22 protein-coding genes and 1 pseudogene are annotated in these 20,500 nt (G+C 69.5%); 8 read left to right on the forward strand and 15 right to left on the reverse strand.

Annotated elements, in window-relative coordinates; translation table 11 throughout:
- Positions 1–328, reverse strand: a 328-nt coding sequence (locus tag IG08_RS0147560; RefSeq protein WP_030619199.1) for a BtrH N-terminal domain-containing protein, incomplete at its 3' end; no start/stop codon positions are given.
- A gap of 165 nt (positions 329–493) precedes the next feature.
- Between IG08_RS0147560 and IG08_RS62655 the strand changes: the two genes are divergently transcribed.
- The 3 genes from IG08_RS62655 to IG08_RS61990 all read left to right on the forward strand — a co-directional run bounded on the left by IG08_RS62655 (position 494) and on the right by IG08_RS61990 (position 2,080).
- A complete protein-coding gene (locus IG08_RS62655) occupies positions 494–619 on the forward strand; it encodes a hypothetical protein (protein ID WP_267965057.1) in 126 nt (41 codons plus the stop codon).
- Positions 616–1,059, forward strand: a complete 444-nt coding sequence (locus IG08_RS56200; protein ID WP_052425208.1) for a hypothetical protein — start codon at positions 616–618, stop codon at positions 1,057–1,059. The genes IG08_RS62655 and IG08_RS56200 overlap by 4 nt, the downstream gene beginning before the upstream one ends.
- A 391-nt stretch (positions 1,060–1,450) precedes the next feature.
- On the forward strand, positions 1,451–2,080 hold the full coding sequence (locus IG08_RS61990; RefSeq protein WP_052425209.1) for a hypothetical protein: 630 nt from the start codon (positions 1,451–1,453) through the stop codon (positions 2,078–2,080).
- 122 nt (positions 2,081–2,202) lie between these two features.
- Here IG08_RS61990 and IG08_RS63255 read toward each other — a convergent pair.
- From IG08_RS63255 to IG08_RS0147600, 7 genes and pseudogenes are all read right to left on the reverse strand, one after another.
- A pseudogene (locus tag IG08_RS63255) lies at positions 2,203–2,490 on the reverse strand (IclR family transcriptional regulator domain-containing protein); the annotation flags it as partial.
- Between the two features lie 546 nt (positions 2,491–3,036).
- Entirely contained in the window at positions 3,037–4,497 is a 1,461-nt protein-coding gene (locus tag IG08_RS0147575) for an NAD-dependent succinate-semialdehyde dehydrogenase (RefSeq protein WP_030619202.1), read from the reverse strand.
- Between the two features lie 67 nt (positions 4,498–4,564).
- Positions 4,565–5,572: a transketolase family protein gene (locus IG08_RS0147580; RefSeq protein ID WP_030619205.1), complete on the reverse strand. Its 1,008-nt coding sequence runs from the start codon at positions 5,570–5,572 to the stop codon at positions 4,565–4,567.
- Entirely contained in the window at positions 5,565–6,371 is an 807-nt protein-coding gene (locus IG08_RS0147585) for a 1-deoxy-D-xylulose-5-phosphate synthase N-terminal domain-containing protein (protein WP_043457046.1), read from the reverse strand. Before IG08_RS0147585 ends, IG08_RS0147580 begins: the two co-directional genes overlap by 8 nt.
- 96 nt (positions 6,372–6,467) lie before the next feature.
- On the reverse strand, positions 6,468–7,352 hold the full coding sequence (locus tag IG08_RS0147590) for an NAD(P)-dependent oxidoreductase (RefSeq protein WP_043457049.1): 885 nt from the start codon (positions 7,350–7,352) through the stop codon (positions 6,468–6,470).
- 40 nt (positions 7,353–7,392) lie between these two features.
- On the reverse strand, positions 7,393–7,623 hold the full coding sequence (locus IG08_RS0147595) for a tautomerase family protein (protein ID WP_030619213.1): 231 nt from the start codon (positions 7,621–7,623) through the stop codon (positions 7,393–7,395).
- 96 nt (positions 7,624–7,719) lie between these two features.
- Positions 7,720–8,580 (reverse strand): enoyl-CoA hydratase/isomerase family protein, encoded by an 861-nt coding sequence (locus IG08_RS0147600; protein WP_030619216.1) that lies wholly within the window; start codon positions 8,578–8,580, stop codon positions 7,720–7,722.
- 282 nt (positions 8,581–8,862) lie between these two features.
- On the opposite strand from IG08_RS0147600, the gene IG08_RS0147605 reads away from it, so the two are divergent.
- Positions 8,863–9,828 carry a dihydrodipicolinate synthase family protein gene (locus IG08_RS0147605; protein WP_030619221.1) on the forward strand — a complete coding sequence of 322 codons (966 nt, stop codon included), beginning with the start codon at positions 8,863–8,865 and terminating at the stop codon, positions 9,826–9,828.
- A 564-nt stretch (positions 9,829–10,392) separates the two neighbouring features.
- Here the strand turns inward: IG08_RS0147605 and IG08_RS0147610 are convergent.
- Together IG08_RS0147610 and IG08_RS0147615 are read right to left on the reverse strand one after the other, a co-directional pair.
- On the reverse strand, positions 10,393–11,220 hold the full coding sequence (locus tag IG08_RS0147610) for a FadR/GntR family transcriptional regulator (protein ID WP_199821084.1): 828 nt from the start codon (positions 11,218–11,220) through the stop codon (positions 10,393–10,395).
- Positions 11,221–11,529: 309 nt separating this feature from the next.
- A complete protein-coding gene (locus IG08_RS0147615) occupies positions 11,530–12,720 on the reverse strand; it encodes an MFS transporter (RefSeq protein ID WP_234343165.1) in 1,191 nt (396 codons plus the stop codon).
- Positions 12,721–13,660: 940 nt separating this feature from the next.
- On the opposite strand from IG08_RS0147615, the gene IG08_RS0147620 reads away from it, so the two are divergent.
- The 3 genes from IG08_RS0147620 to IG08_RS60930 all read left to right on the forward strand — a co-directional run bounded on the left by IG08_RS0147620 (position 13,661) and on the right by IG08_RS60930 (position 15,349).
- Positions 13,661–14,191, forward strand: coding sequence for a cupin domain-containing protein (locus tag IG08_RS0147620; RefSeq protein WP_030619230.1), 531 nt, complete (start codon positions 13,661–13,663; stop codon positions 14,189–14,191).
- A 431-nt stretch (positions 14,192–14,622) separates the two neighbouring features.
- Complete coding sequence (locus IG08_RS58215; protein ID WP_267965058.1) at positions 14,623–15,093, forward strand: sugar phosphate isomerase/epimerase family protein; 471 nt, start codon at positions 14,623–14,625, stop codon at positions 15,091–15,093.
- A 25-nt stretch (positions 15,094–15,118) separates the two neighbouring features.
- On the forward strand, positions 15,119–15,349 hold the full coding sequence (locus IG08_RS60930; protein WP_052425213.1) for a hypothetical protein: 231 nt from the start codon (positions 15,119–15,121) through the stop codon (positions 15,347–15,349).
- 214 nt (positions 15,350–15,563) lie between these two features.
- Here IG08_RS60930 and IG08_RS0147640 read toward each other — a convergent pair whose 3' ends face one another.
- Positions 15,564–16,127 (reverse strand): rhodanese-like domain-containing protein, encoded by a 564-nt coding sequence (locus IG08_RS0147640; protein ID WP_030619231.1) that lies wholly within the window; start codon positions 16,125–16,127, stop codon positions 15,564–15,566.
- Between the two features lie 75 nt (positions 16,128–16,202).
- On the opposite strand from IG08_RS0147640, the gene IG08_RS0147645 reads away from it, so the two are divergent.
- Positions 16,203–16,484 (forward strand): metal-sensitive transcriptional regulator, encoded by a 282-nt coding sequence (locus IG08_RS0147645; protein WP_030619234.1) that lies wholly within the window; start codon positions 16,203–16,205, stop codon positions 16,482–16,484.
- 45 nt (positions 16,485–16,529) lie between these two features.
- Here the strand turns inward: IG08_RS0147645 and IG08_RS0147650 are convergent, their stop codons facing one another.
- From IG08_RS0147650 to IG08_RS0147665, 4 genes are all read right to left on the reverse strand, one after another.
- Positions 16,530–17,282 carry a sulfite exporter TauE/SafE family protein gene (locus IG08_RS0147650; RefSeq protein WP_030619236.1) on the reverse strand — a complete coding sequence of 251 codons (753 nt, stop codon included), beginning with the start codon at positions 17,280–17,282 and terminating at the stop codon, positions 16,530–16,532.
- Positions 17,279–17,647, reverse strand: coding sequence for a rhodanese-like domain-containing protein (locus IG08_RS0147655; protein ID WP_030619251.1), 369 nt, complete (start codon positions 17,645–17,647; stop codon positions 17,279–17,281). Before IG08_RS0147655 ends, IG08_RS0147650 begins: the two co-directional genes overlap by 4 nt.
- A 36-nt stretch (positions 17,648–17,683) precedes the next feature.
- Complete coding sequence (locus IG08_RS0147660; RefSeq protein ID WP_030619255.1) at positions 17,684–19,057, reverse strand: MBL fold metallo-hydrolase; 1,374 nt, start codon at positions 19,055–19,057, stop codon at positions 17,684–17,686.
- A 208-nt stretch (positions 19,058–19,265) separates the two neighbouring features.
- Entirely contained in the window at positions 19,266–20,468 is a 1,203-nt protein-coding gene (locus tag IG08_RS0147665) for an NAD(P)/FAD-dependent oxidoreductase (RefSeq protein WP_030619258.1), read from the reverse strand.
- Positions 20,469–20,500 lie beyond the last annotated feature (32 nt).

Consider the following 20,500-nt stretch of genomic DNA (forward strand, 5'->3'; position numbering starts at 1 on the left):
TGTCGAGCTGCAGCCCGACCGGCCGACCGGCGTCGATGGGTGCCGCCACGTTCTGCCATGCCTTGCGCGGGGAAGTGGTCTCCCCGACCAGCAGCTCAAGCCCGAGCAGGGCGGCCAGGATCCTGGTGAGCTCGAACGGCTTGACCCGGCCTCCCAGGAAGGGGAAACCCATGGCTTTGCTGTCCCAGTAGACGAAGGACAGCCCGGAGCCGAGCCCGAACAGCATGGGCTCGGACAGGTCGAGTCCCTCATTCCGCAGCAGCACGCCCAGCGCAGTCGTCTCGCAGTGCTGCATACCGCGGACCTCGATGTCCCTCACCATGGCCATGCCGCTGATCCTTCTCCCTCACCGGACGACAACGCCGCAGATGGGCGTGCCGGACCATCACGTCCCAGGCGTGATCCGCCGGACAGCACACCCAGCCCGGCTCGCCGGAGGAACTCCGGCACTTGTTCACTTTCCGCAGTTCTCGACGCCGCCGACGGCAACCTGTTGATCGCCCAGGATGCTGGCGGCTGGGCCTCGGCCGCGATGGTGGATGAGGTCTACGGGCATGTCGGCGTCCACGACCCGGTCTTCGACGCCGCCCTGCGCACGGTCTGGGGTGAGACGAAGTGACGGCGCCATGGCTACTGCTGCAGCAGGATGCCCGCACGCGACGGGACCGGCTGGAGGTGCTCACCGCTCTGATCAACGGGCCCGAGTTCGACCCGGCGCTGCGCGGCGGGGTGCTGAAGATCCCGCCGACGCACCCGGTCTATCCGTGGAGCTGCACGGCCGTCGACTGCGAGCGGCCCCGCTGGCGGCGCTACGCGATGTGCTCGGTGCACGCCGAGCAGTGGCAGGAGGCGGAGGCGCGCGGCGCGAGCCGGGCCCAGTTCCTGCAGACCGCGCAGCCGCTGCCGGCCACGGAGATGCCGGAGGCGATGATGTGCCGGATCTGCCCACAACGTCCGGCGCTCAGCCTGCAGCTGGTGCTGTGCTTCCGGCACCGCACCCGGTGGCTGAGCCACCTGAAGCGGCACCCCGGCGGGGGCGAGGGGAACTTCGAGCGGTGACTGGCCGACCAGCCGTCGCTGCCGGGCTACGGTGAGTGCCGGGCGGACGTGTGCGACGAACTGGCCGCCTCGCCGCTGGGGTTGTGCGGCGCGCACGAGCGCGGCTGCATCCGGGCCGGGCGTCCGGGCGAGGCGACGCTGCCGAAGAACTTCTTCGCCACCTTTGAGCGCCGTGGTCGCCCTGTCCCGGTGACCTGCGGGGACGAAGTCGCCTTCCACGCCTGGTGCCGCGCACAGCTTCCGGTGCACCGCACCGGAACAGTCAACCTGCGCGGGCTGCGGCCCTGCTGCGGGCGGAGTTGCAGTGGGGCATGTATGTCCACGGCTTGCAGCCCGTCGCCGTGTGGCACCTGACGTGGGTGCAGTCGCTCGCGGACGAGTGCGCCGCGACGTGGCGTCCCTGGCCGGCCTGGAGGCGTCCGTCTTCCGCCGCGCCTACCACCAGCGCATGGTGCAGGAGATGCAACAGGCCCTGCGGAAGATCTACTTCACTCCCTCCGACACCCGGGATGCCGGCTACATCGAGACCGAGCGCTTCGGGGTGCGCTTCCCCCACCGCTCCAGCTACGTCGACCTGACCTGCATCTCCCAGCGGTGGCTGCGCGACCTGTTGTGGGATCACATCGCCGACGTGCTGCGCTCGCCCACCTGCCCGCGCAGCGCCCAGCCGGTGGACTTCGTGCGCCGCGCCGGCGCCGAACTGTCCGCGTTCTTGGAGGCCGAGGCGCCCGGGGGCGGCCACGACCCCACCGTGCTGCGCGGCGAGCCCATCCACCGCTTCGTCGCGGACCTGCGCAACCGCGAACGCCTCGGCCTTACCTTCCGCGGCCAGGCCCGCCTGGAACGATCAGTACGTATCCGACGCCGTGAAAATGACGGCGTATCCGCCGGCCCGGCCTATGGCCTCCGGTTTTCATGGTCCTCCGTATCAAAAGTCGGTCTCGACGCCGACTGCCGATCCCCGTGTCGGTCTCGGCGTCCCTCGCCGAGCTCAGTGCTGGCGTCGCCGGCCCCCGAATAGGCTGCGGGGCGCTGCAGTTCCCCGGCCCACCGGACCAGCGCGGCGTCATCGCCGCGGTCGGCGGGTACGGAAGCCATCAGAGCCGGCCGGTTGAGCCAACTGGGGCCGCCGAGCGGGACAACTGCCGCATGCATGCCCGCGATGGACTCGCCACGGCTCACCGCGAAACCACGCTCGCGGACGACGGACAGCTCCGCGAACAGCTCCCCCCGGGAGGTGACGGTCCGCGAGGTCAGTGCGGGCAGGGCGTCCTCCGGGTAGAGCGCCCGGACCTGCTCGTCGGTCAGCTGCGACAGCAGCAACTTCCCGCCCGCAGTGGCGTGCGCGGAGGGGGTCTCACCGGGCCTGCGCCACGGGTTGCGCACGCAACAGCAGCCGCACGCGCCTTGGCGGGCTTGCGCCTGGCGCATCCTTACGAGGGTGTGACGGCGCGGTCCGACCACCTGGCCCGAAGCCGTGCCCAATCCGTGCCCGTAAGAGCGGGTGACCACGGTCGACCGCGGCGCGATCCTGCACCCTCCTGCGCCATGCCAGAGCGCATACGCCCAAGTCAGAAGCTACCCGGCTCCAAAAGCGCCGCGCCCCTTCCCAAGCTGAGAGTGAGACCCCGCCCCGTGCGCGTTCCTCCGGTCTTCACCGGCGACCCGAGCACCAGCGTCCTACGGCTCGGGAACACGCTCCCCGATGATCTCGGAGATCTCTGCGCCCGGCGACGGACCCGAGCGAGCGGGCGTCACGTGATCGCCGCGGCCGCGGAGTTGGACTTGCACCAAGGTGATCAGGGCCCCTCGACACGGGCCTTGCCCAGGCGCGTCGCAGTTGCCGCATGGCGCGTCAGCGACTGCGCACACCTCTCCGTTCCGTCATCAGGCCACTCCTCGTCGGATGTGTGTCCCGACCCCGCCGTGCCTCGCTCCGCTCGCGCGGCAGCCTTTCTGATGGGCGGTCGGGAGTGGTCACCAGGACGTCGCGATGTACTTCGTCTCGGTGTACTCCAGCATGCCCTCGTGGCCGCCCTCGCGGCCCAGGCCACTCAGCTTGACGCCGCCGAAGGGCGCGCTGGGGTCGGAGACGAGGCCCCGGTTGAGTCCGATCATGCCGGTTTCCAGCGCCTCTGCGACCTGCATGCCGGTGGCGAGATCGGCTGTGTACACGTAGGAGACGAGGCCGTACTCGGTTCGGTTGGCATCGGCGATGGCCTCCTCCAGGTCGGTGAAGCGCACGATCGGCGCGACCGGTCCGAAGATCTCGTCATGCAGCAGGTCGGAGTCGGCGGCGACATGATCGAGCACCGTCGCGGGGTAGAAGTACCCCTCGCGGTCGGGCACCCGGCCGCCGGTCACGATGTCGGCTCCACGCCCGACGGCGTCGTCGACCAGTGTCTGCACCTTCACCCTCGCTGCCTCGTTCACCAGCGGGCCGAGCGCCACGCCATCCTCGTAGCCGGGCCCGACCTGCAGCGACGCCATGGCCGCGGCGAAGGCGCTCGCGAACCGGTCGGCCACCGCGTCGTGGACGTAGAAGCGGTTCGCGGCGGTGCACGCCTCTCCGCCGTTGCGCATCTTGGCGACGATCGCGCCCGCGACCGCCTGGTCGACGTCCGCGTCCTGGAGCACGAGGAACGGGGCGTTGCCGCCCAGCTCCATGGAGGAACTGAGGACGCGATCGGCTGCCGAGTGCAGCAGCTTGATCCCGACCTCGGTCGACCCGGTGAACGACACCTTGCGGACTGCCGGGTTGGCCAGTAGAGAGTCGACGACCTGCCCCGAGCGGTGTGCGGGGAGCACGTTGACGACGCCCGGCGGAATACCGACCTCGGTGAGCAGCGCGGCCATGGCGAGCGCGGTCAGCGGGGTGTCGCTGGCCGGCTTGAGGACGACCGTGCACCCCACGGCCAGGGCCGGCGCGATCTTGCGTGTCGCCATCGCCGCCGGATAGTTCCACGGAGTGACGAGTACCGCCACGCCGATCGGTTCGCGCTGGACGATGACGCGATAGTCCCCGCTCGGCGCGGTGTGCAGGGATCCCGTGAGCCGGACCGCCTCCTCGGAGAACCAGCGGAAGAACTCGGCGGCGTACGCCACCTCCGCCCTCGCGTCGGGCAGCGCCTTGCCGTTCTCGGCACTGATGAGGAGGGCGAACCACTCCTGCCGCTCCATCATGAGCTCGAATGCCCGGCGCAGAAGGTCGGCGCGCCTGCGGGGAGCGGTGCTCCGCCAGGTGACAAGCGCCTCCTGCGCCGCGGCGACGGCAGCGGCTCCGTCTGCCGGTGAACCGGAGGCAATGGTGGTGAGAGGTTTCGCGGTGGCGGGATCGATCACCTCGATCGTCGCTCGGTCGTCGGCGTCACGCCAGGCGCCGCCGATGAACAGCTGTGTGGGAACGTCCGCGACCACGGACCGGATGTCGTTCGACACGTGCGCTCGCTTTCTCGGGGGTACGGCGAGCCGGCGTGGACACGCGCCGACAGGCCGCTGCGGAAGATCAGACCGGGGCGTACTCGCCGGTGGCGACGGGCAGTTCGGGCACGTCGGGAAGCGGGTCCTCACGGCCGAGTGCGGACCAGGCGGCCGCCACCACGTCGCGTGTGGACAACCCGTACTTGCGGAACAGGTGCGGAGCCGTCTTGGCCCCTTCGGCGAAGGTGTCCTGCAGCCCGATCCGCCTCAGGGGCCGGCCCAGCCCGGCGGTGGCCAGTGTCTCGGCCACCGCCGAGCCGAGGCCGCCGATGACCGAGTGGTTCTCGGCCGTGACCACGGCCTGGACGCCTCGGGCCACGTCGAGGACAGTGCCCGCGTCGAACGGCTTGATGACCGGCGTGTTGACGACGGTGACCGAGACGCCTGCCGCCTCGAGGATCTCGGCGGCGGCCAGCGCCGCGGGGATCATCATTCCGCAGGCGATCACGGCGAGGTCGTCCCCGCGTGTGAGTACCTGCGCCCTGTCCAGCGACATGCGGTGGTCATCGTCGAAGATGACGGGGATCTCGCCGCGCTTGAGCCGCAGATACACGGGTCCCGGGATGTCCACGATCTGGCGGACGGCCTCACGGGTCTCCACGGCGTCGGCCACGTCGATCACCGTCATCCCGGGGATCGCGCGCATGATGGCCATGTCCTCGATGGCCTGGTGGCTCGGCCCGCCGGGGCTGGACACTCCGGGCATGAACCCGACGATGCGGACCGGGAGCTTCGGGTAGGCGACGGAGTTGACGATCTGGTCGTACGGGCGGCGCGTGGCGAAGACCCCGAAGGTGTGCACGAAGGGGATGTGGCCCTTTCGGGCAAGCGCGCCGGCCATGCTCATCATGTGTGCCTCGGCCATGCCGCCGTGGATGAACCGCTCGGGGATCTTCTCCTGGAACAGGTCGATCTCGCACTGGCGGGTGAGGTCCCCGGATAGGCACAGGATCTCCTCGCGCTCCAGTGCCACGTCGACCAGGGCGCTGCCGTAGGGCTTGAGGACGGTGCGGTAGGGCGGTGGCTCAAGCAAGGCGGGCCTCCAGTTCGGAGACGGCGTCCTGGGCGAGGGGCGCCGGGAGTTTGATGAAGTGCCCGTCCGCGTGCGCCGGGAGGACCTGCAGTCCCTGACGGGTGGAGGTCCGGGCGATAACGACGCTCGGGCGGTCATGGGTGCCCGCTGACGCGAGTGCCGAGGTCAGCGCGTCGACATCGTGACCGTCCACGTCGTAGGCATCCCAGCCGAAGGCTTCGAACTTGGCCGCGATCGGGTCGATGGTGGTGATGGAACTGACCGGTCCGTCGACCTGCGAGTCGTTGGCGTCCAGCAGCACGACCAGCCTTCCGAGTCGCTGGTGACCGGCGAAGAGTGCGGCCTCCCACGTCTGGCCCTCCTCCAGCTCGCCGTCGCTGGCGAGTACGAAGGTCCGGGCGTCGTCGACCCCCTTCAACCGGTTCGACAGGGCGAAGCCGACGCCGCCCGAGAGCCCGGTTCCGAGCGATCCGCAGGTGAGGTCGACCGCCGGGGAGCGTTCGGTGCCGATGGCCTCGAGTGAGGAGTCGTTGAAGCCGTAGGTCGCCAGCAGGTCCTCGTCGAGGAGTCCGGCTTCGGCAGCCGCGGCGAACACGGCGATGATGTAGTGGCCCGGTGAACAGACCAGCTGGTCCCGGTCGGGCCGGTAGGCGGTCGAATACAGGGTCGAGACCAGCTCGGCCGAGGACAGCACCTGGCCGAGGTATCCGAACCCGTGCGGGGCGACCATACGGACCGCTCTGAGCCGAACACTGTCGGCGAAGCGGTTCACATCGGCGCCCGTCGTCACTGCGGGCATACCGTCCTCCTTCTGACTGTGCACAGTTGTACATAGTGGCTATGTGGCTATGCCAAAATTCTTCTCATGAGACGGCGATCTCCCGCGGGCGCGGGATCACTGCCCCGACGCCAGATCGGCGTTCTGCGCCTGCTGCACGTAGAGGGAGAGGAAGTCCTCGTGGCGGAGCCCCACGCCGATGGCGGACTGAATCAGTTGGTGGACCGACGCGCCGACCGGCATCGGAACCTCCAGCTCGCGCGCCGCCGCCAGACCGAGGTCGAAGTCCTTGCGCAGCAGTTCGGTCGTGAAGGTCGGGGTCCAGTCGAGCTCGACGAGATCCTTGGTGCGCTTGCGCACCCAGTCCGAGCCCAGGACGGTGCCGCCCAGGAACTCCAGGAACGCCGCACGGTCGGTGCCCCCCTTCTCCGCGAGACTGGTGACCTCGACGAGGGCCTGGACCATCATGCCGAGGTACAGGTTGTGGCACAGCTTCACGAGCCGGCTCTGCTCCTCGGCCCCGGCCCATACGGCGACCTTCGCGATCTGCGACAGGTACGGCTCGACCGCTTCGAACACGTCCGTCGGACCAGAGGCGACGATGCATGCAGCGCCCTCGGCCACGACGTGCGGATTGCCGCTGACCGGGGCGGCGAGGAATCCGACCCCGGCCTTGGCCGCCTCGGCCCGCACACGTGCCGACGTCTCCGTGGAGACAGTCGAACAGTCGACGATGACGGTCGGCCTGTGCTGGGCGCCCAGCAGCCCCTTGGGTCCAGCGACGACCTCCTCGAGGTCGCGCGGGGTCGACACCATGACGAAGACGACGTCGGCCGCACCGAGCTCGGCGATCTCGCCGACCGCCACGGCCCCCTTCTCCACGAGCGGGGCGGTCTTCGCCCGCGTTCTGTTCCATACGAGGACGTCATTGCCGGCCTCGACAAGGCGGCCCGCCATGGCGGCGCCCATGCGTCCGGTGCCCAGCCAACCGAGCTTCTTCATGTCCAGTGGTTCCCTTGCTCAGACTGCGATGGTGAGTGAGTCAGTCGGTGAGACGAGCCCGATACCCGGAGGGCGTCTTGTCGGCGTACCGCTCCGCGAACGTCCGGCCGCCCTTCATCTTCTCGGTCCACTTCGCTTCGATGATCTGCACCGTGACGGCGTCCGGCGGACAGTCCAGGTGCTTCACCAGCGCGTCGGTGACGTCGACCATCATGTTCTTCTTCTGCTCGTCGGTACGGCCCTCGGCCATGTAGACATGCACTTCCGGCATGGCGGTCCCTCCACGGGTGTTCGTTGCCGTCGCGAGCGGCTGTCGGCGGCGTCCTGGCGACCGTGCTCGCCGCCGGGGTGACGATCGCCGCGGCGATCACTTGTCGAAGTTGTTGCGCCTGCCCTGGCGAACGTAGTCCACCGTCGATCCGATGGCTTCCCGGCCGTGGATGGACCTCTGCTTGGACACGTGACCGAACATCTGGATGCCGAAGCCGCCGTCCAGGTCGTCGACGATGCGCTTCTTCCAGGGACGCCGGACGATCTGGGTGGTCAGCCGACGGGTGATCCGCGGCTGGCTCATGATGTGGTCGGCGATGGTCAGCGCCCGCTCCAGCAGAGCGTCCCGCGGCAGGACCTCGTTGACCATCCCCCACTCCAGCGCCTTCTCTGCGGTGATCGCCTCGCCGGTCAGCAGCGCGTACGCGGCCCGCTTGACACCGAGCAGCTCCTGGAAGCAGCTGTGGATGCCGTCGGCGGGAACGGATCCGATGTCGTAGTGGAGGTCGAAGAGGGTCGCCTCCTCCGCACACAGGGTGATGTCGCACATCAGTGCGATCTCGGTGTGGAAGCCGGGGCCGTTCAGGATGCCGATCGTCGGGATCTCCAGGTCGTTGACCAGGGAGCTCACGTTGATACGGCCGTCCTTGTAGGCGTACTCGTACGCCCAGTACGGCATGTCCGCGTCCTCGAGCTCGAAGCCCGCGGGATCGGACTCCATCATGAAGTCCGGCCCCGAGCCGCTCAGGACGAGGATTTCGTTCTCCGGGTCCGCGCCGATGGTCTTCAGCATCTGACCGAGGGCGCGGTGATTCTGCACGCTCAGCTGGATGGAGCCACCGAGCGTGTGGGCCCGGGCGACGATGACGCCATCCTTGCGCTCCAGCTTGAAGAAGTCCGCGAACGTCTCGCGGTAGTCGTCGAACTTCGGTGCAGGGATGAACTCTTGCAACGACATGGGACCTCGTCTCCACGTGGCGATCTGCGTGTCGCCACCCGCCGGACGGCCTGCCCGCCTTCGGCGACGATCCGGAAAGTGGCCAATTGGCTATGCCAAAGAATGACCACGGTCTCCGACGGTGTCAACCCCATTGACCGGCACGGATTCAACACACCGGGCAGTCGGGGCGGACCTCCACATCGGCACAGGACGCGACGGTTGACACCGTCAGACCCGACGACCACACTCGGGAACTAATTGGCCTAGCCAGATGGCCACCTAACCCTCAGGAGAACGGACGTGCACTACGCGCGCAGTGAGGCCAAGCAGGCCGCACGCAAGGAGTTCACCGGGATCTGGGCCGCTACGACGACCCCCTTCGCCCCCGACGGCCGCCTCGACCGGGACGCGATCGCGTCGGACATGGACCACCTCACCGGAAGCCTGCACGTGGGTGGCGTCTTCTGCACCGGTGTGATGGGCGAGTACTGGGCGCTGACGGACGAGGAGCGCAAGCAGTCCGTCGAGACGGTGGTCGAGGCAGCGACCGGGAAATGCCCGGTCCTCGCGCACACCGGTCACCATTCGGCCCGCCAGACCATCGAGCTGACCCACCACGCCGAGCAGGCCGGCGCGGACTACGCCGTCGTCATCACCCCCTACTACCCGCCGGCCTCCGCCGAGGGGCTGCGAGCCTGGTTCCACGAGGTGCTGTCCGCGGTCGACATCGGCATGTGGCTGTTCGACACGAGCTTCTCGGGCGTCACCATGCCGATGGAGCTGATCGACGAACTGGCCGACGCCGAGAACGTCTGCGGCATCAAGGTCGGTCACGACCACGCCCGCTACCTCGAGACCCTCGACCGCGTCGGTGACCGCATCATGGTCTGCGAGGCCAACGAGGGCCTGTGGCTGGAGAACATGCGCAACAACGCCCAGACGGTCTTCATGTCGTCGGCCGTCCCGTACCTGTACCAGACCGCCTCCTGGCAGCCGATGCGCGAGTACACGGAACTCGCGCTGCGCGGCGAGTACGAGCGAGCGGCCGAGGTGGCGGCGACGCTGGAACCGCTGCGCGCACTCAACTCGAAGTGGCTGCACGGTCAGTGGCTGCGCGACCGTACTCTGCCCATCCCTTTCATCAAGGCGTGGTCCGATCTGCTGGGCATGTCGGGCGGTCAGCCGCGCGTCCCGCTCCTCGGCCTCACCGCGGAACAGCAGTCCGAACTGGTCGCTGACCTCACCACCGTGGGCCTGCTGTCCTAGCCCACATCGCTTCCTGGAAGGTACATCGACTCGCGACGCTTCCGTACCTCGCGGGCTTGGCGTGGGCTCCCGGCGCCTATCCGATCCTGCCGCACTTCCGTGCCGGTACCCATGGCGTACTACTCGTTGGACGATTGGAAGAACTCGCTGTTCGGCGACACCCACGCGCACGGCATGGACGGCGTCCACTTCTTCACCCGGCGAAGGTCGTCACCAGCCAGTGGCCCCACCAGAGCCATGCCGGTCCGGACCTCGGGTTCCCGCAGAACGTCTGGCATCCGAGCGGGCCCCACCCTCGGACTCGCGGCCTCGGCGGGGCGCGACGCAACGCCCTGCCGAGGCCGGTATGGTCCGGCCGCCGCCCAGTTGCGCGCAGTCAGCAATGCCCGGCAGGTGCCGGGCATTTGGCGTTCGGCAGGCAGCCGGTGGCCGGTCGTGGTCGTTGTCCCGCGCGGGCCGCCGGGCCCACCGACTGTTCAGCTGGCTAAGCGACGGTCACGGGCATGGACATCCGTTGCCGAGCTCCAGCCGTGCGCTCTCAGCCGACCGACCACCGGGACCCCTTCACCGTCGGCGCGACGGCCGTCGCCGACGCGCCGTGCGCCGTGCGGCCTCCAGATGGTCCAGCATTACTTCGTGATGGCGCAGCACGGCTTCCGCGGCCGCCTCCGGATCCCGCGACACGACCGCGTCGGCGATCGGCTGGTGCAGCGCCATGTGGTCCTTGGCCTGCGACTTGCGCAACCAGGCCGGAACGGACTCCGACTCGATCCAGTTGTCGAACTCGAAGGACAGGATCGCGGTGTGGACACTCTCATACACAGCGGCCACGTAGGGATTGCCCGAGCTGCGGACCAGTGTCGCGTGGAAAACCGTGTCCGCAGCGATCCACTCGGACGGCCGGCCCGCGGAAGCCCCGAGCCGATCGAGCGCGGTGGCGATGTCGGTCTGCTCCTGCGGACTCAACTCCGGCTCCCGCAAAGCGGCTTCCTTGACTCCGAGCGTCTCCAGCCACAGGCGTAGCTGCATCAGATGCCCGAGCGACTCTTCGTCGAGATCGAGCATGAGGTTGACCGAAGCGGTCACCATCGTCTCCGGCCGGCGCAGAACGTAGGCGCCCGAACCGCGCCGGGTCTCGACAAGGCCCATCAGTGCGAGCGTCCGCAGCGCCTGGCTCACGGTCGGCCGACTCGCGCCGAAGCGTTCGGCCAGATCCCGTTCCGACGGAAGCCGCGCTCCCTCGGCGACGCCCTCGCTGATGATCAGGCGTCGGATCTGGTCAGCCACCTCATCCGACAACCGCGACACGCTGAGCGGCGTGATGCCCCGCAGGTCGGCCGAACCCGGACGAAGCTGGTTGCTTCGATCAGACGAACGAGGGGGCACAGGCACCGGATCTCCCGCTACGACGAAGTATTGCTCGCAGTTTACTCCAAGCGACCACCCGACAGGCCAAGTGGTCAGTCCAATTACAGAGGCCGGCGGAACATCGCCCCGTTGACTTCTGGAACCTGAAATCCCGCCACCCGCTCCTCCCTCGCCAAGCACCGGCGGACTGGGAGCGTCGGTCACGGTCGGCGAGGTCGGAGCCTGTATCTGATCGACGGGGCTCGACGGTCGCACCAGCCTGGAGGGCGGACCAATGCCGGTGATGCTGCGGACCACTCGGCCCGCAGCATCGCACGCGGCGCGTTCGCGCTCTCAGTCCGTCCGCCTCCTCGGCGCGGCAATGAAGTGGGGGGCGTGTACGAAGGTCAGCGCGAGGATCGCCAGCAGGGGCAGGAGGGTGACCTGCCACATGCCTGCCTGCCGCCAGCCGAGGTGGTTCACAAGAGCGGCGAAGAGCAGCCCGGAGAAGGCGGAGGACGTGTAGTAGCTGCTGATGAACAGGCCCGACGCCCGGCCCACGTGCTCGGGCCGTACCGCCCGCTGCATCGCGCTGTTGTGGTTGGTGTACAGGGAGCCGACTGCGAAGAAGCCCATCAGCGAGGCGAACAGACACTGCCAGCCGATGGTGGCCTGCGTCTGGTAAACGAGCAGGCTGGTCGCCGAAACCCCCAGGTAGGTCACCATCAGAAGGGTGCGCTGGTTGACACGGTCTCCCAGCCAGCCGGCCACCAGGGCCAGCATGCCGCCGTAGCCCACGAAGCTCGCGGCCAGTGCCGCCTGGGCGGTGGTGTAGTGCAGATGGCTGATGAGGAACGTCGGATAAAGGCCGAGGAAGCCGTAGACCACCAGGCCGCTGACTGCGGAGCTGGCCGCCAGAGCGATGCTGTTGCGGTTGTAGGGAGAAGCAGGCATGTGGTCGTGGGTCGCGATCGTGGCCTCATGGCTCTCGGCACGCTCGGTCAGCCGTCGGCTGACCACGAACAGCGCGATCACGGCAAGGGCCGCTCCGGTCGCCCCGAACAGGACGAAGGGCGCCCGCCATGACTGGAACAGCGTCGCCAGATGAACGCCGACCAGTGGGCCGAGGATGACGCCCGTCCCGAAGGCCACAGCGGTGCCGCCGAAGGCCAGACCACGCCGGTGGAAGAAGTACGTGCCGATGACCGCGAACAGCGCGGCGGACTGCATGCCCTCGCCGACTCCCGAGACAACCCGGTAGGCGGCCATCTCGGCGAAGCCCCCGGCCAGCGCCGTGGCCATCGTGCCGAGTGAGTAGATCATGATGCTCACGACCAGGACCGTCTTGCGGCTGAAGCGGTCCAGGAGGTAGCCCGCGGGCAGCCCGGCCACGGCCATCCCGAGCGTGAAGCTGGTGGCGAGGCTTCCGCCCTCCGTCAGCGAGAATCCGTACTCCGACCGGATGCTCGGCAAGAGGGGAAAGAACACCTGCCTGTCCATGGCGTTGACCAGGTACGACAGGATCAGGACCGCGAACCCGGTCACGACCGTGAAGCGGGACGGACGGCTCAGAGGGACACTCTTTGCGGTTGCGGGCGCACTGTCCGTGTCGGCACGCGTTACCTGAGACATGTAGAGGTCTCCCAACTCTGTGAGGCCACGGCGGATCGTGGCGGCTTCTTCGGGCGCTGGACGAGACGTGGACGGGAGTGATGAGGCGACCTGCGCGGCGCCGTCCCGCCGATGACACGGCAGGAGCCCGGCGGCACCGGAGGAAGCGGCCGACCAGCCGCTTTCAGCGCGGTGGATGCCGGCTCCGACGCCCGCGCACGATGCGAGGCGGGGCCACGGCGAGCCGGGCCCTGACGGGCCGCGCGGTGACGGGCCCGAGGGACACGGCTACCGCAGGGCACTCCGGAAAACAGCAGTTCTTGCCGTCACCCGGCAGCCGTTAACAGCGAGGGCAGTCGGCGGGCGAGTCGAGGGCCCGACGAATCTGCGGCATCCTCGGCACCGCCGCCGCACCACGGCCCGGCCTCGTTCCAGTCATGGATCGCACTCATCCGCTCTCCTCCGCCACTGAGCCAGCCCCCCGCACCGAGGTTCACCAATCCGGATGTTTGGCCAAGTGGCTTAGCCGATTTTGGGAGTGTGACCGCGGCGACATCTCGCTGTCAAGAAGGCGAAACGAACGAATCGGCAAGCGCCTGAGCCGCCGACCCAGAGCGCACCGCGGACCCCTCCGCCACGCCTCCCCTCGCACTACGACGAGGTCGGGACAGCTCTTGACAAGCCTTCCCGGCCTTGTCAGGGTGACGCCCAAAGTGGCATACCCACTTAGCCGATTACGGGAAATCGGGGAGTCGGATCGCCAAGGGTGTGCGTCCTGGCGCAGGGCGGCTGGACAGTGACAGCTCCCACGGAACGCCGAGTCACCCTGCCGGCACGCTGTTTTTCAGGGCCGTGAACAACGAGGAGGCAGCAAATGCGTCGAGTGCTTGTGGCGAATGTCGATGGGATCAGCCAGGTCATCGAAGACGGAGCCCCGCCCCGTTCCAAGAAGGCGTTGCACACGCCCGGCTTCTCCAACACCCTGGCGTGGTCCACCGCTCCCCATCAGACGACGGACTTCGACGGGACCGACCCGACGGTCTCGGCACCGACCTTCGTGCCGGCTCCGGGCGGCACGTCGATGCTGGTACTGACGCTCCCACCGATGTCGGTCTTCCAGCACCCCGACTTCGACCCCCAGGCTGCAGCGGCAGAACACGCCACCATCTCGCCCGGCATCACCGACCTGATGGAACCCGACCACCCCGGGATGCACACGACCCCGTCGATCGACTACGACGTGCTTCTGGAAGGCACGCTCCACCTGGAGCTCACGAAGGGCGAAGTGGAACTGCACCCGGGTGACATGGTGATCCAGCACGGCACCCGCCACGCCTGGCGCAATCGCTCTGCCCAGGTCGCCAAACTGCTGGTGGTCTTCGTCGGGGCCGCGCCCGCCTCGTGAGCCCGGCAACGGCCCGAGGCCGGACCTGGCTACGCCATCGAGCACGGCCAGCGCGTCACCGGCCTTCTCCGAAGTCTTCGCCGCCCGCCCGGGCAGACGAGCCCGCGCGTTCTCCGGCAGGTCACGGAACCGCCAGCTCACTTCCGGACATCCAAGCGATCTGTCCCGGCACGCCGCCGACCGCGTTGACGGCGACGCTGCCGCGCACACCCGGGCGTTCATCCTCGCCGCGCCGCGGTGTCCGCCACCGCTTCGGCATGGAAACCCTGTCAGCCCAAGGCCGTTTGTGCGCCGGTCGGGGCCAGGCCCATCGGCCCGGCCCCGACCGGTAAGAGGAAAACCCTTCGCCGCTACTTGACGGTGGCCTTGCTCTGCACGATGTACGCCGACCCCGAGGCCGGTTTGATCGTGGTGGAGGTCGTGGCAACCCGCTGCATCCCGGGCCCGGCGGCCGTGAGCACGACCAGGTCGCGCGGAAGACGATCTCTCTCGCTCCGCTGCTCGGCGTTGACCGTGTGGTGATGATGTCGGGCCTGCCGGGAGGGCCGGGCGACGCCAACCCCAACTGGATCACCGTCTCCTGGCCGCCGGAGACCACACAGATACTCGACTGGCAGTGGACCGAGGTCGTGATCCCGTACTGGCGCGACCTCGTGGGTCACGCCCAGGCTCAGGGCATCCACAAGCTCGCCCTGGAGATGCACGCGCACCAGGCGGTCTACAACGTGCCCACCCTGCTCCGCCTGCGCGAGGAGGTCGGACCGGCCGTCGGGGCCAACTTCGACCCGAGCCACCTCATGTGGATGGACGCCGACCCGCTCGCGGCCATCGAGGCCCTGGGCGAGGCGATCTGCACGTCCACGCGAAGGACACCCGTCTGGAACCCTCCCGCCAGTCCCTGACCAGCAGGCTGGAACCCTCCCGGTCATGGCGGCCAAGGAACGCTCGTGGAACTACGTGACCCTCGACTACGGCCACGACGAGGCGTTCTGGCGCGCCTTCTGCCTGGCTCTGCGCCGGGCCGGCTACGACGGCGTCCTGAGCATCGAACACGAGGACGTCCTCATGGGCCCTGTCGAGGGCGTGACCAAATCCGTCGACCTGCTGCGCCGCGTGATCCTGCGCGAGCCGAGTTCGTACAAGCCCCAGCAAGTCTGAGTGCCGGTCGGGGAAAAGGCTGACCGCAGACGCAGGATCGCGTTTCATGATCGGATCAAGGCCCGGGCCGTCATGGAGGCCTGCTGGCTCTGCCGACCGGACACCGGGCTTGGAACTCGGTCCGTGCTCGCGGCCCCGGGGGAAGCGGCCCTCATGCCTGGGCCGGTTTCCGGCCCAGGCATGAACGTGGTGATGCAGGAGGGCCGGTGGTGGTTCAGTCGGCCAGTGCGGCGAGGGTGGCGTCCAGGTCGCTGGTGCGGGGCTGGTTGTGGGGGAGCTTGCCCAGCATGCGGGCCATGGCGCAGGTGTTGCTGACGGCGGAGAAGACCAGGCCGCCCGCGACACCGGCGGACAGCCAGCGGGCAGCCGGCCAGCGCTGTCCGGCCGCGAGTCCGGTCAGGACCAGGGCCCCGGCCGTGAAGCGGACCTGGCGGTCCATGGCCCATACGGTGCGGGCGCCGGCGGGGCGGTGCAGGTCGTGGCCGCGCTCGCTCCAGGCGTTCGTGCCGCCGGTGAGGGTGGCGGCGGTGATGCCGTGTTCGGCGAGTGTGGTGCAGGCCTGGGTCGAGCGGGCTCCGGAGGCGCACACCACGAGGAGGTCTCCGCGTCCGGCGGCGGCCTTCAGGGCGGGCAGGGCCCTGTCGAGGTGGTCGAGGGGGATGTTGTGGGCGCCGGGCAGGTGGCCGGAGGCGTATTCGCCGGGGGTGCGCACGTCGACGACGGTCAGCTCGTGGAGCTGGGCGTGGGCCTGCTCCGGGGCAAGGGCGGTGGTGGTCACTGGAATGTCCTTCTCTTTCTGATGGTTCACTCCCTGTAGGCAGGATACCCATGGGGGTATATCGAGGGAGTGCTTGTGGAACTGGCGATGGCAGCCGAGGAACTGAAGACGGTGGTCAACCGGCTGCGCCGGGCGCAGGGCCAGGTCGCCGGAGTGATCAAGATGATCGAGGAGGGGCGGGACTGTGAGGACGTGGTCACGCAACTCGCCGCGGCCTCCCGGGCGCTGGACAAGGCCGGGTTCGCGATCATCGCGACCGGTCTCCAGCACTGCCTGACCGACTCCGGGATAGCGGCCGACGGTGGCCGTGAGCAGATGCGGGACCGGTTGGAGAAGCTGTTCCTGTCCCTGGCATGAGCCCGCCCGTTCCCTGGCGTCAGACCGCCCCGCGGTGGGCCGGGTTCATGTCAGGGCGTCGATGAGCATGAACGCGGCCACGGCCAGGAGCGTCACCGCGAAGATGCGCTGGAGGAGGGGGCCGGAGGCTCTGGCCGCCAGACGTTTGCCGTCCCAGGCGCCGAGGATCGCTGTCCCGATGAACGGTGCGATCACCGCCCAGTCCAGATCGGCCGTCGTGGCACCGCGGCTGGCCAGCGCCGCCAGTGAGTTGACCGAGATGACCAGCAGGCTGGTACCGATGGCGGCCTGCATCTCGAAGGCCAGCACGGTGACCAGGGCCGGCACGGCGAGGAAACCGCCGCCCACCCCCAGCAGCCCGGTCAGCGCGCCCAGCCCCGCTCCGGTCCCGGCGGCCTTGCCCGGCCGCACCGCACCGGCTCCCCCACCGGACACCGTTCCGGCGGGGCGCAGCATGCGGGTGGCCGCCAGGACGGCGACGACGGCGAACGCGGCGATCAGCACCGGCTGTGGCAGCCGGGACGCCGCCGCCCCGGCCGCCACGGCCGGGAGGATGCCGGCGGCCGCGAACAGCGCGCCGGCTCTCCACCGCACATGGCCGCTGCGGGCGTGGCCGAACAGGGCGGTGAGCGAGGTGGCGGTGACGATCAGGAGACTCGCGGTGGTGGCCGCGGCCGGGGTGAAGCCGAGCAGGTAGATCAGCGCGGGCACCGCGAGGACGCTGCCGCCGCCGCCCAGCGCGCCCAGCGCGAGACCGACCACGGCGCCCGCGATCAGAGCCAGGATGAGCGCGCTCACGCTATGACGCCGTCGTTTCCGTCCGGGCCGGCCACCGGCAGGCCGGCCGACGCCCAGGCGGTCATGCCGCCGGTGACATCGGTGGCTTCGATGCCGAGTCCGGCCAGGATCTCGGCGGCCTGCTGGGAACGCTTGCCGGAGCGGCAGATCGCCACGACGGGTGTGCCCTGGGCGGCGGACGGCAGGGGCGCTCCCGCCGTCAGCCGGGACAGGGGCAGGTGCAGCGCGTCCGGTGCGTGCCCGGCCTCCCACTCGGCGGTTTCGCGGACGTCGAGCAGGACGGCCCGGCCGTCGGCGGCGCGCCGGTGGGCCTGGACAGGGGTGAGGCGGCGGGGGCCGCGGCTGCGGAAGAGGTCGAAGAACATGGGCTCATCACTCCGGGAGGGGTGGTGCGGTGGGGGTCAGTCCGTGCCGGGCCGGGTAAGGGGCAGCCCGGCCTCGGGGGCGGCGTCGAAGCCGTCGTCGACGGCAACCACGGCACGGCCGGCGGCGTCCAGGAGGGAGGCGGCGATCGCCGCGCGCATCCCGCCCGCGCAGTGCACCCACACCTCACCCGCGGGCACCTCGCCGATACGGCCGTGCAGTTCGTGGATGGGGATGTGCACCGAGCCGTCGATGTAGCCGCCGGCGCGCTCGGAGTCGCGGCGCACGTCGAGGACCACCACACTCTCGCCGCGGTCACGGACTGCGGCGAGGTCGGCGAAGGCGGCGCGCGGGAAGGTCCGCAGCTCCGCCCCCTCGGACACCCACTCCTGCGGGGTGCCGGTGGCGGCGGCGGCCGGCCGGTCGATGCCGACCCGGACCAGCTCCCGCTGCGCCGCGGCGATCTGCTCGGGGGTGTCGGCGAGCAGGGTCACGGGCTTGCCCCACGGGATCAGCCAGGCCAGGTAGGTGGCCGGCTTGCCCTCGCCCTCGAAGTTGAACGAGCCCGCGACATGTCCCTGGGCGAAGGCGACGCGGTTGCGCAGGTCGACCACCCATTCGCCGGCCGCCAGCCGACGGGCGATCTGGTCGGCGTCGGCCGGCCGCGGCAGGGTGAGGTCGACGGGGGCGGGGCCCGCGGCGTTGGCCGGGCCCATGTGCGCGTAGTAGGCGGGGACGTCCTCCAGGCCGGCGAGCAGGTCGGCGACGAAGCTGTCCACGTCCCGGGTCAGCGCGTCATTGGTCTTGCGCTCCTGCCCGATCGTGCTGGCGTCTCCGTCGGCCTGGGAGCTTGAGCAGAAACTGCCGAAGCCGTGCGTGGGCAGCACCGGCACCTCGTCGTCCAGTTCCTCCGCCAGGCGGTGGGCGGATGCGTGCTGCGCGCGGGCCAGCTGCTCCGTCAGCCGTGGTTCGACCAGGTCGGGCCGTCCGACCGTACCGATCAGCAGGGACCCGCCGGTGAACGCCGCCACCCCGCGTCCGTCCTCTTCCAGGACGTACGAGGTGTGGTGCGGGGTGTGGCCGGGGGTGGCCAGCGCCCGTAGGGCCAGGCCCTCGCCGAGGGTGACGGTGTCGCCGTCGGCGACCGGGGTGCGGGCGAAGGACACCGCGGCAGCGGCCGGTACCAGATAGCGGGCACCGGTGACCCGGGCCAGCTCCAGCCCGCCGCTCACGTAGTCGTTGTGCAGGTGCGTCTCCGCCACGTACGCGATCCGCACCCCTCGCCGGGCCGCTGCGGCGATCACCTGATCGATGTCGCGCGGCGGATCCACCGCCACGGCCTTGCTCGGCCCGCCGGCCAGGTAGCTGCGGTTGCCCAGGCCCTCGAACTCCAGGGTGTCGACGAAGAACACGGCTTCGGTTCCTTCCAGAAGGTGGTACCCCGGGGGGTATCTGACATTCACCGTAACAGGTATACCCCGGGGGGTATTCCATGGGCGGGCCTCTCCCCCAGGCATCGCCTACAGGGAGTGGAGTGGGGCGCGGCCGGAGCCGTCCGCCGGTCGGCCGAGACGGAGCTCGATGCCGCGACGGAGACGCGGGGACCGCTGACGGATCGGATCAGACCCGTCCCCGCAGCATCAGGTTCCAGTACAGGTACGGCAGCCCGTAGCGCTTCAGGTACCACATGTCCCGGCGCTCGCGCGTGGCGTCGATGACGGGGAAGCTCGGTCGCGGTGTCCCCTCGTAGTCGAACTCGGCGAGCAGCATCTTGTGGCGGCTCGTGACGATCGGGCAGGAGGAGTAGCCGTCGTAGGAGGCGGGAAGGCCGGCGGAACCCTTGAGGCCGGCGATGACGTTCTGTGCGACGACGGGAGCCTGCTTGCGAATCGCCGCCCCCGTCTTGGAGTTGGGAGAGGAACCGGCGTCGCCGAGGGCGAAGATGTGGGGGTAATGGACGTGGCGCATGGTGTGCTTGTCGATCTCGACATACCCGGCCGGATTCGCCGGGTCGGCCAGCGGCGTCGCCTTCAGCCAGTCGGGGGCCGACTGGGGCGGCACGACGTGGAGCAGGTCGAAGTCGATGGAGTCCTTGGTGTGGGCCGCGTGGTCGGCGATGGTGACGCGGCGGCCGTCCGGATCCACTTCGACGAGTTCGCTGCTGTGGCGTACCTCGATGCCGTAGCGGGCCACGACCCGCTCCAGCTCCGTAGCGAACACCGGCACACCGAACATGGTCGGTGTGGGGAGTACGAGCACGATCCGGATGTCTGGCAGGACGCCCTGTTCCCGCCAGTAGTCCGCGGCCAGGTAGGCGATCTTCTGCGGCGCCCCACCACACTTGATCGGTCCCGCCGGCATGGTGAACACGGCCGTCCCCGAACGCAGGCCGCGGATGAGTTCCCAGGTCTTGGGGGCGAGGTCGGGGCGGTAGACGCTGGAGATGTGCGGGGTGTGGATCCCGTCCGCGAGCCCCGGCACCCTGTCCCAGTCGAGCTGGATGCCGGGGCAGACGACGAGCCGGTCATAGCTGATCCTGTTGCCGCGGTCGGTGGTCACGGTCCCCTCGGGGTCGATGTCCTCGACGCGCTCCTGTATCCATGTCACACCCTTCGGTACGACGGAGTGCTCGGGCCGGGCGCTTTCCTTGACCGGGGCACGTCCGCCGCCGACGAGGGTCCACAGCGGCTGGTAGTAGTGCGTGGTCGCGGGTTCGACGATCCCGATGTCGCGGACCCCCGCCCGTCGCAGGCGAGCGGCGACGCTGACGCCGGCGCTGCCTCCGCCGACGATGAGCACCTGGTGATGTGCGGTGCTGGCCATGATGGTTTCCTTCCGGTCTGCTGGGCCGGGTG

Origin of the sequence: Streptomyces fulvoviolaceus (assembly GCF_000718165.1) — a bacterium.
Lineage (GTDB): Bacteria > Actinomycetota > Actinomycetes > Streptomycetales > Streptomycetaceae > Streptomyces > Streptomyces fulvoviolaceus.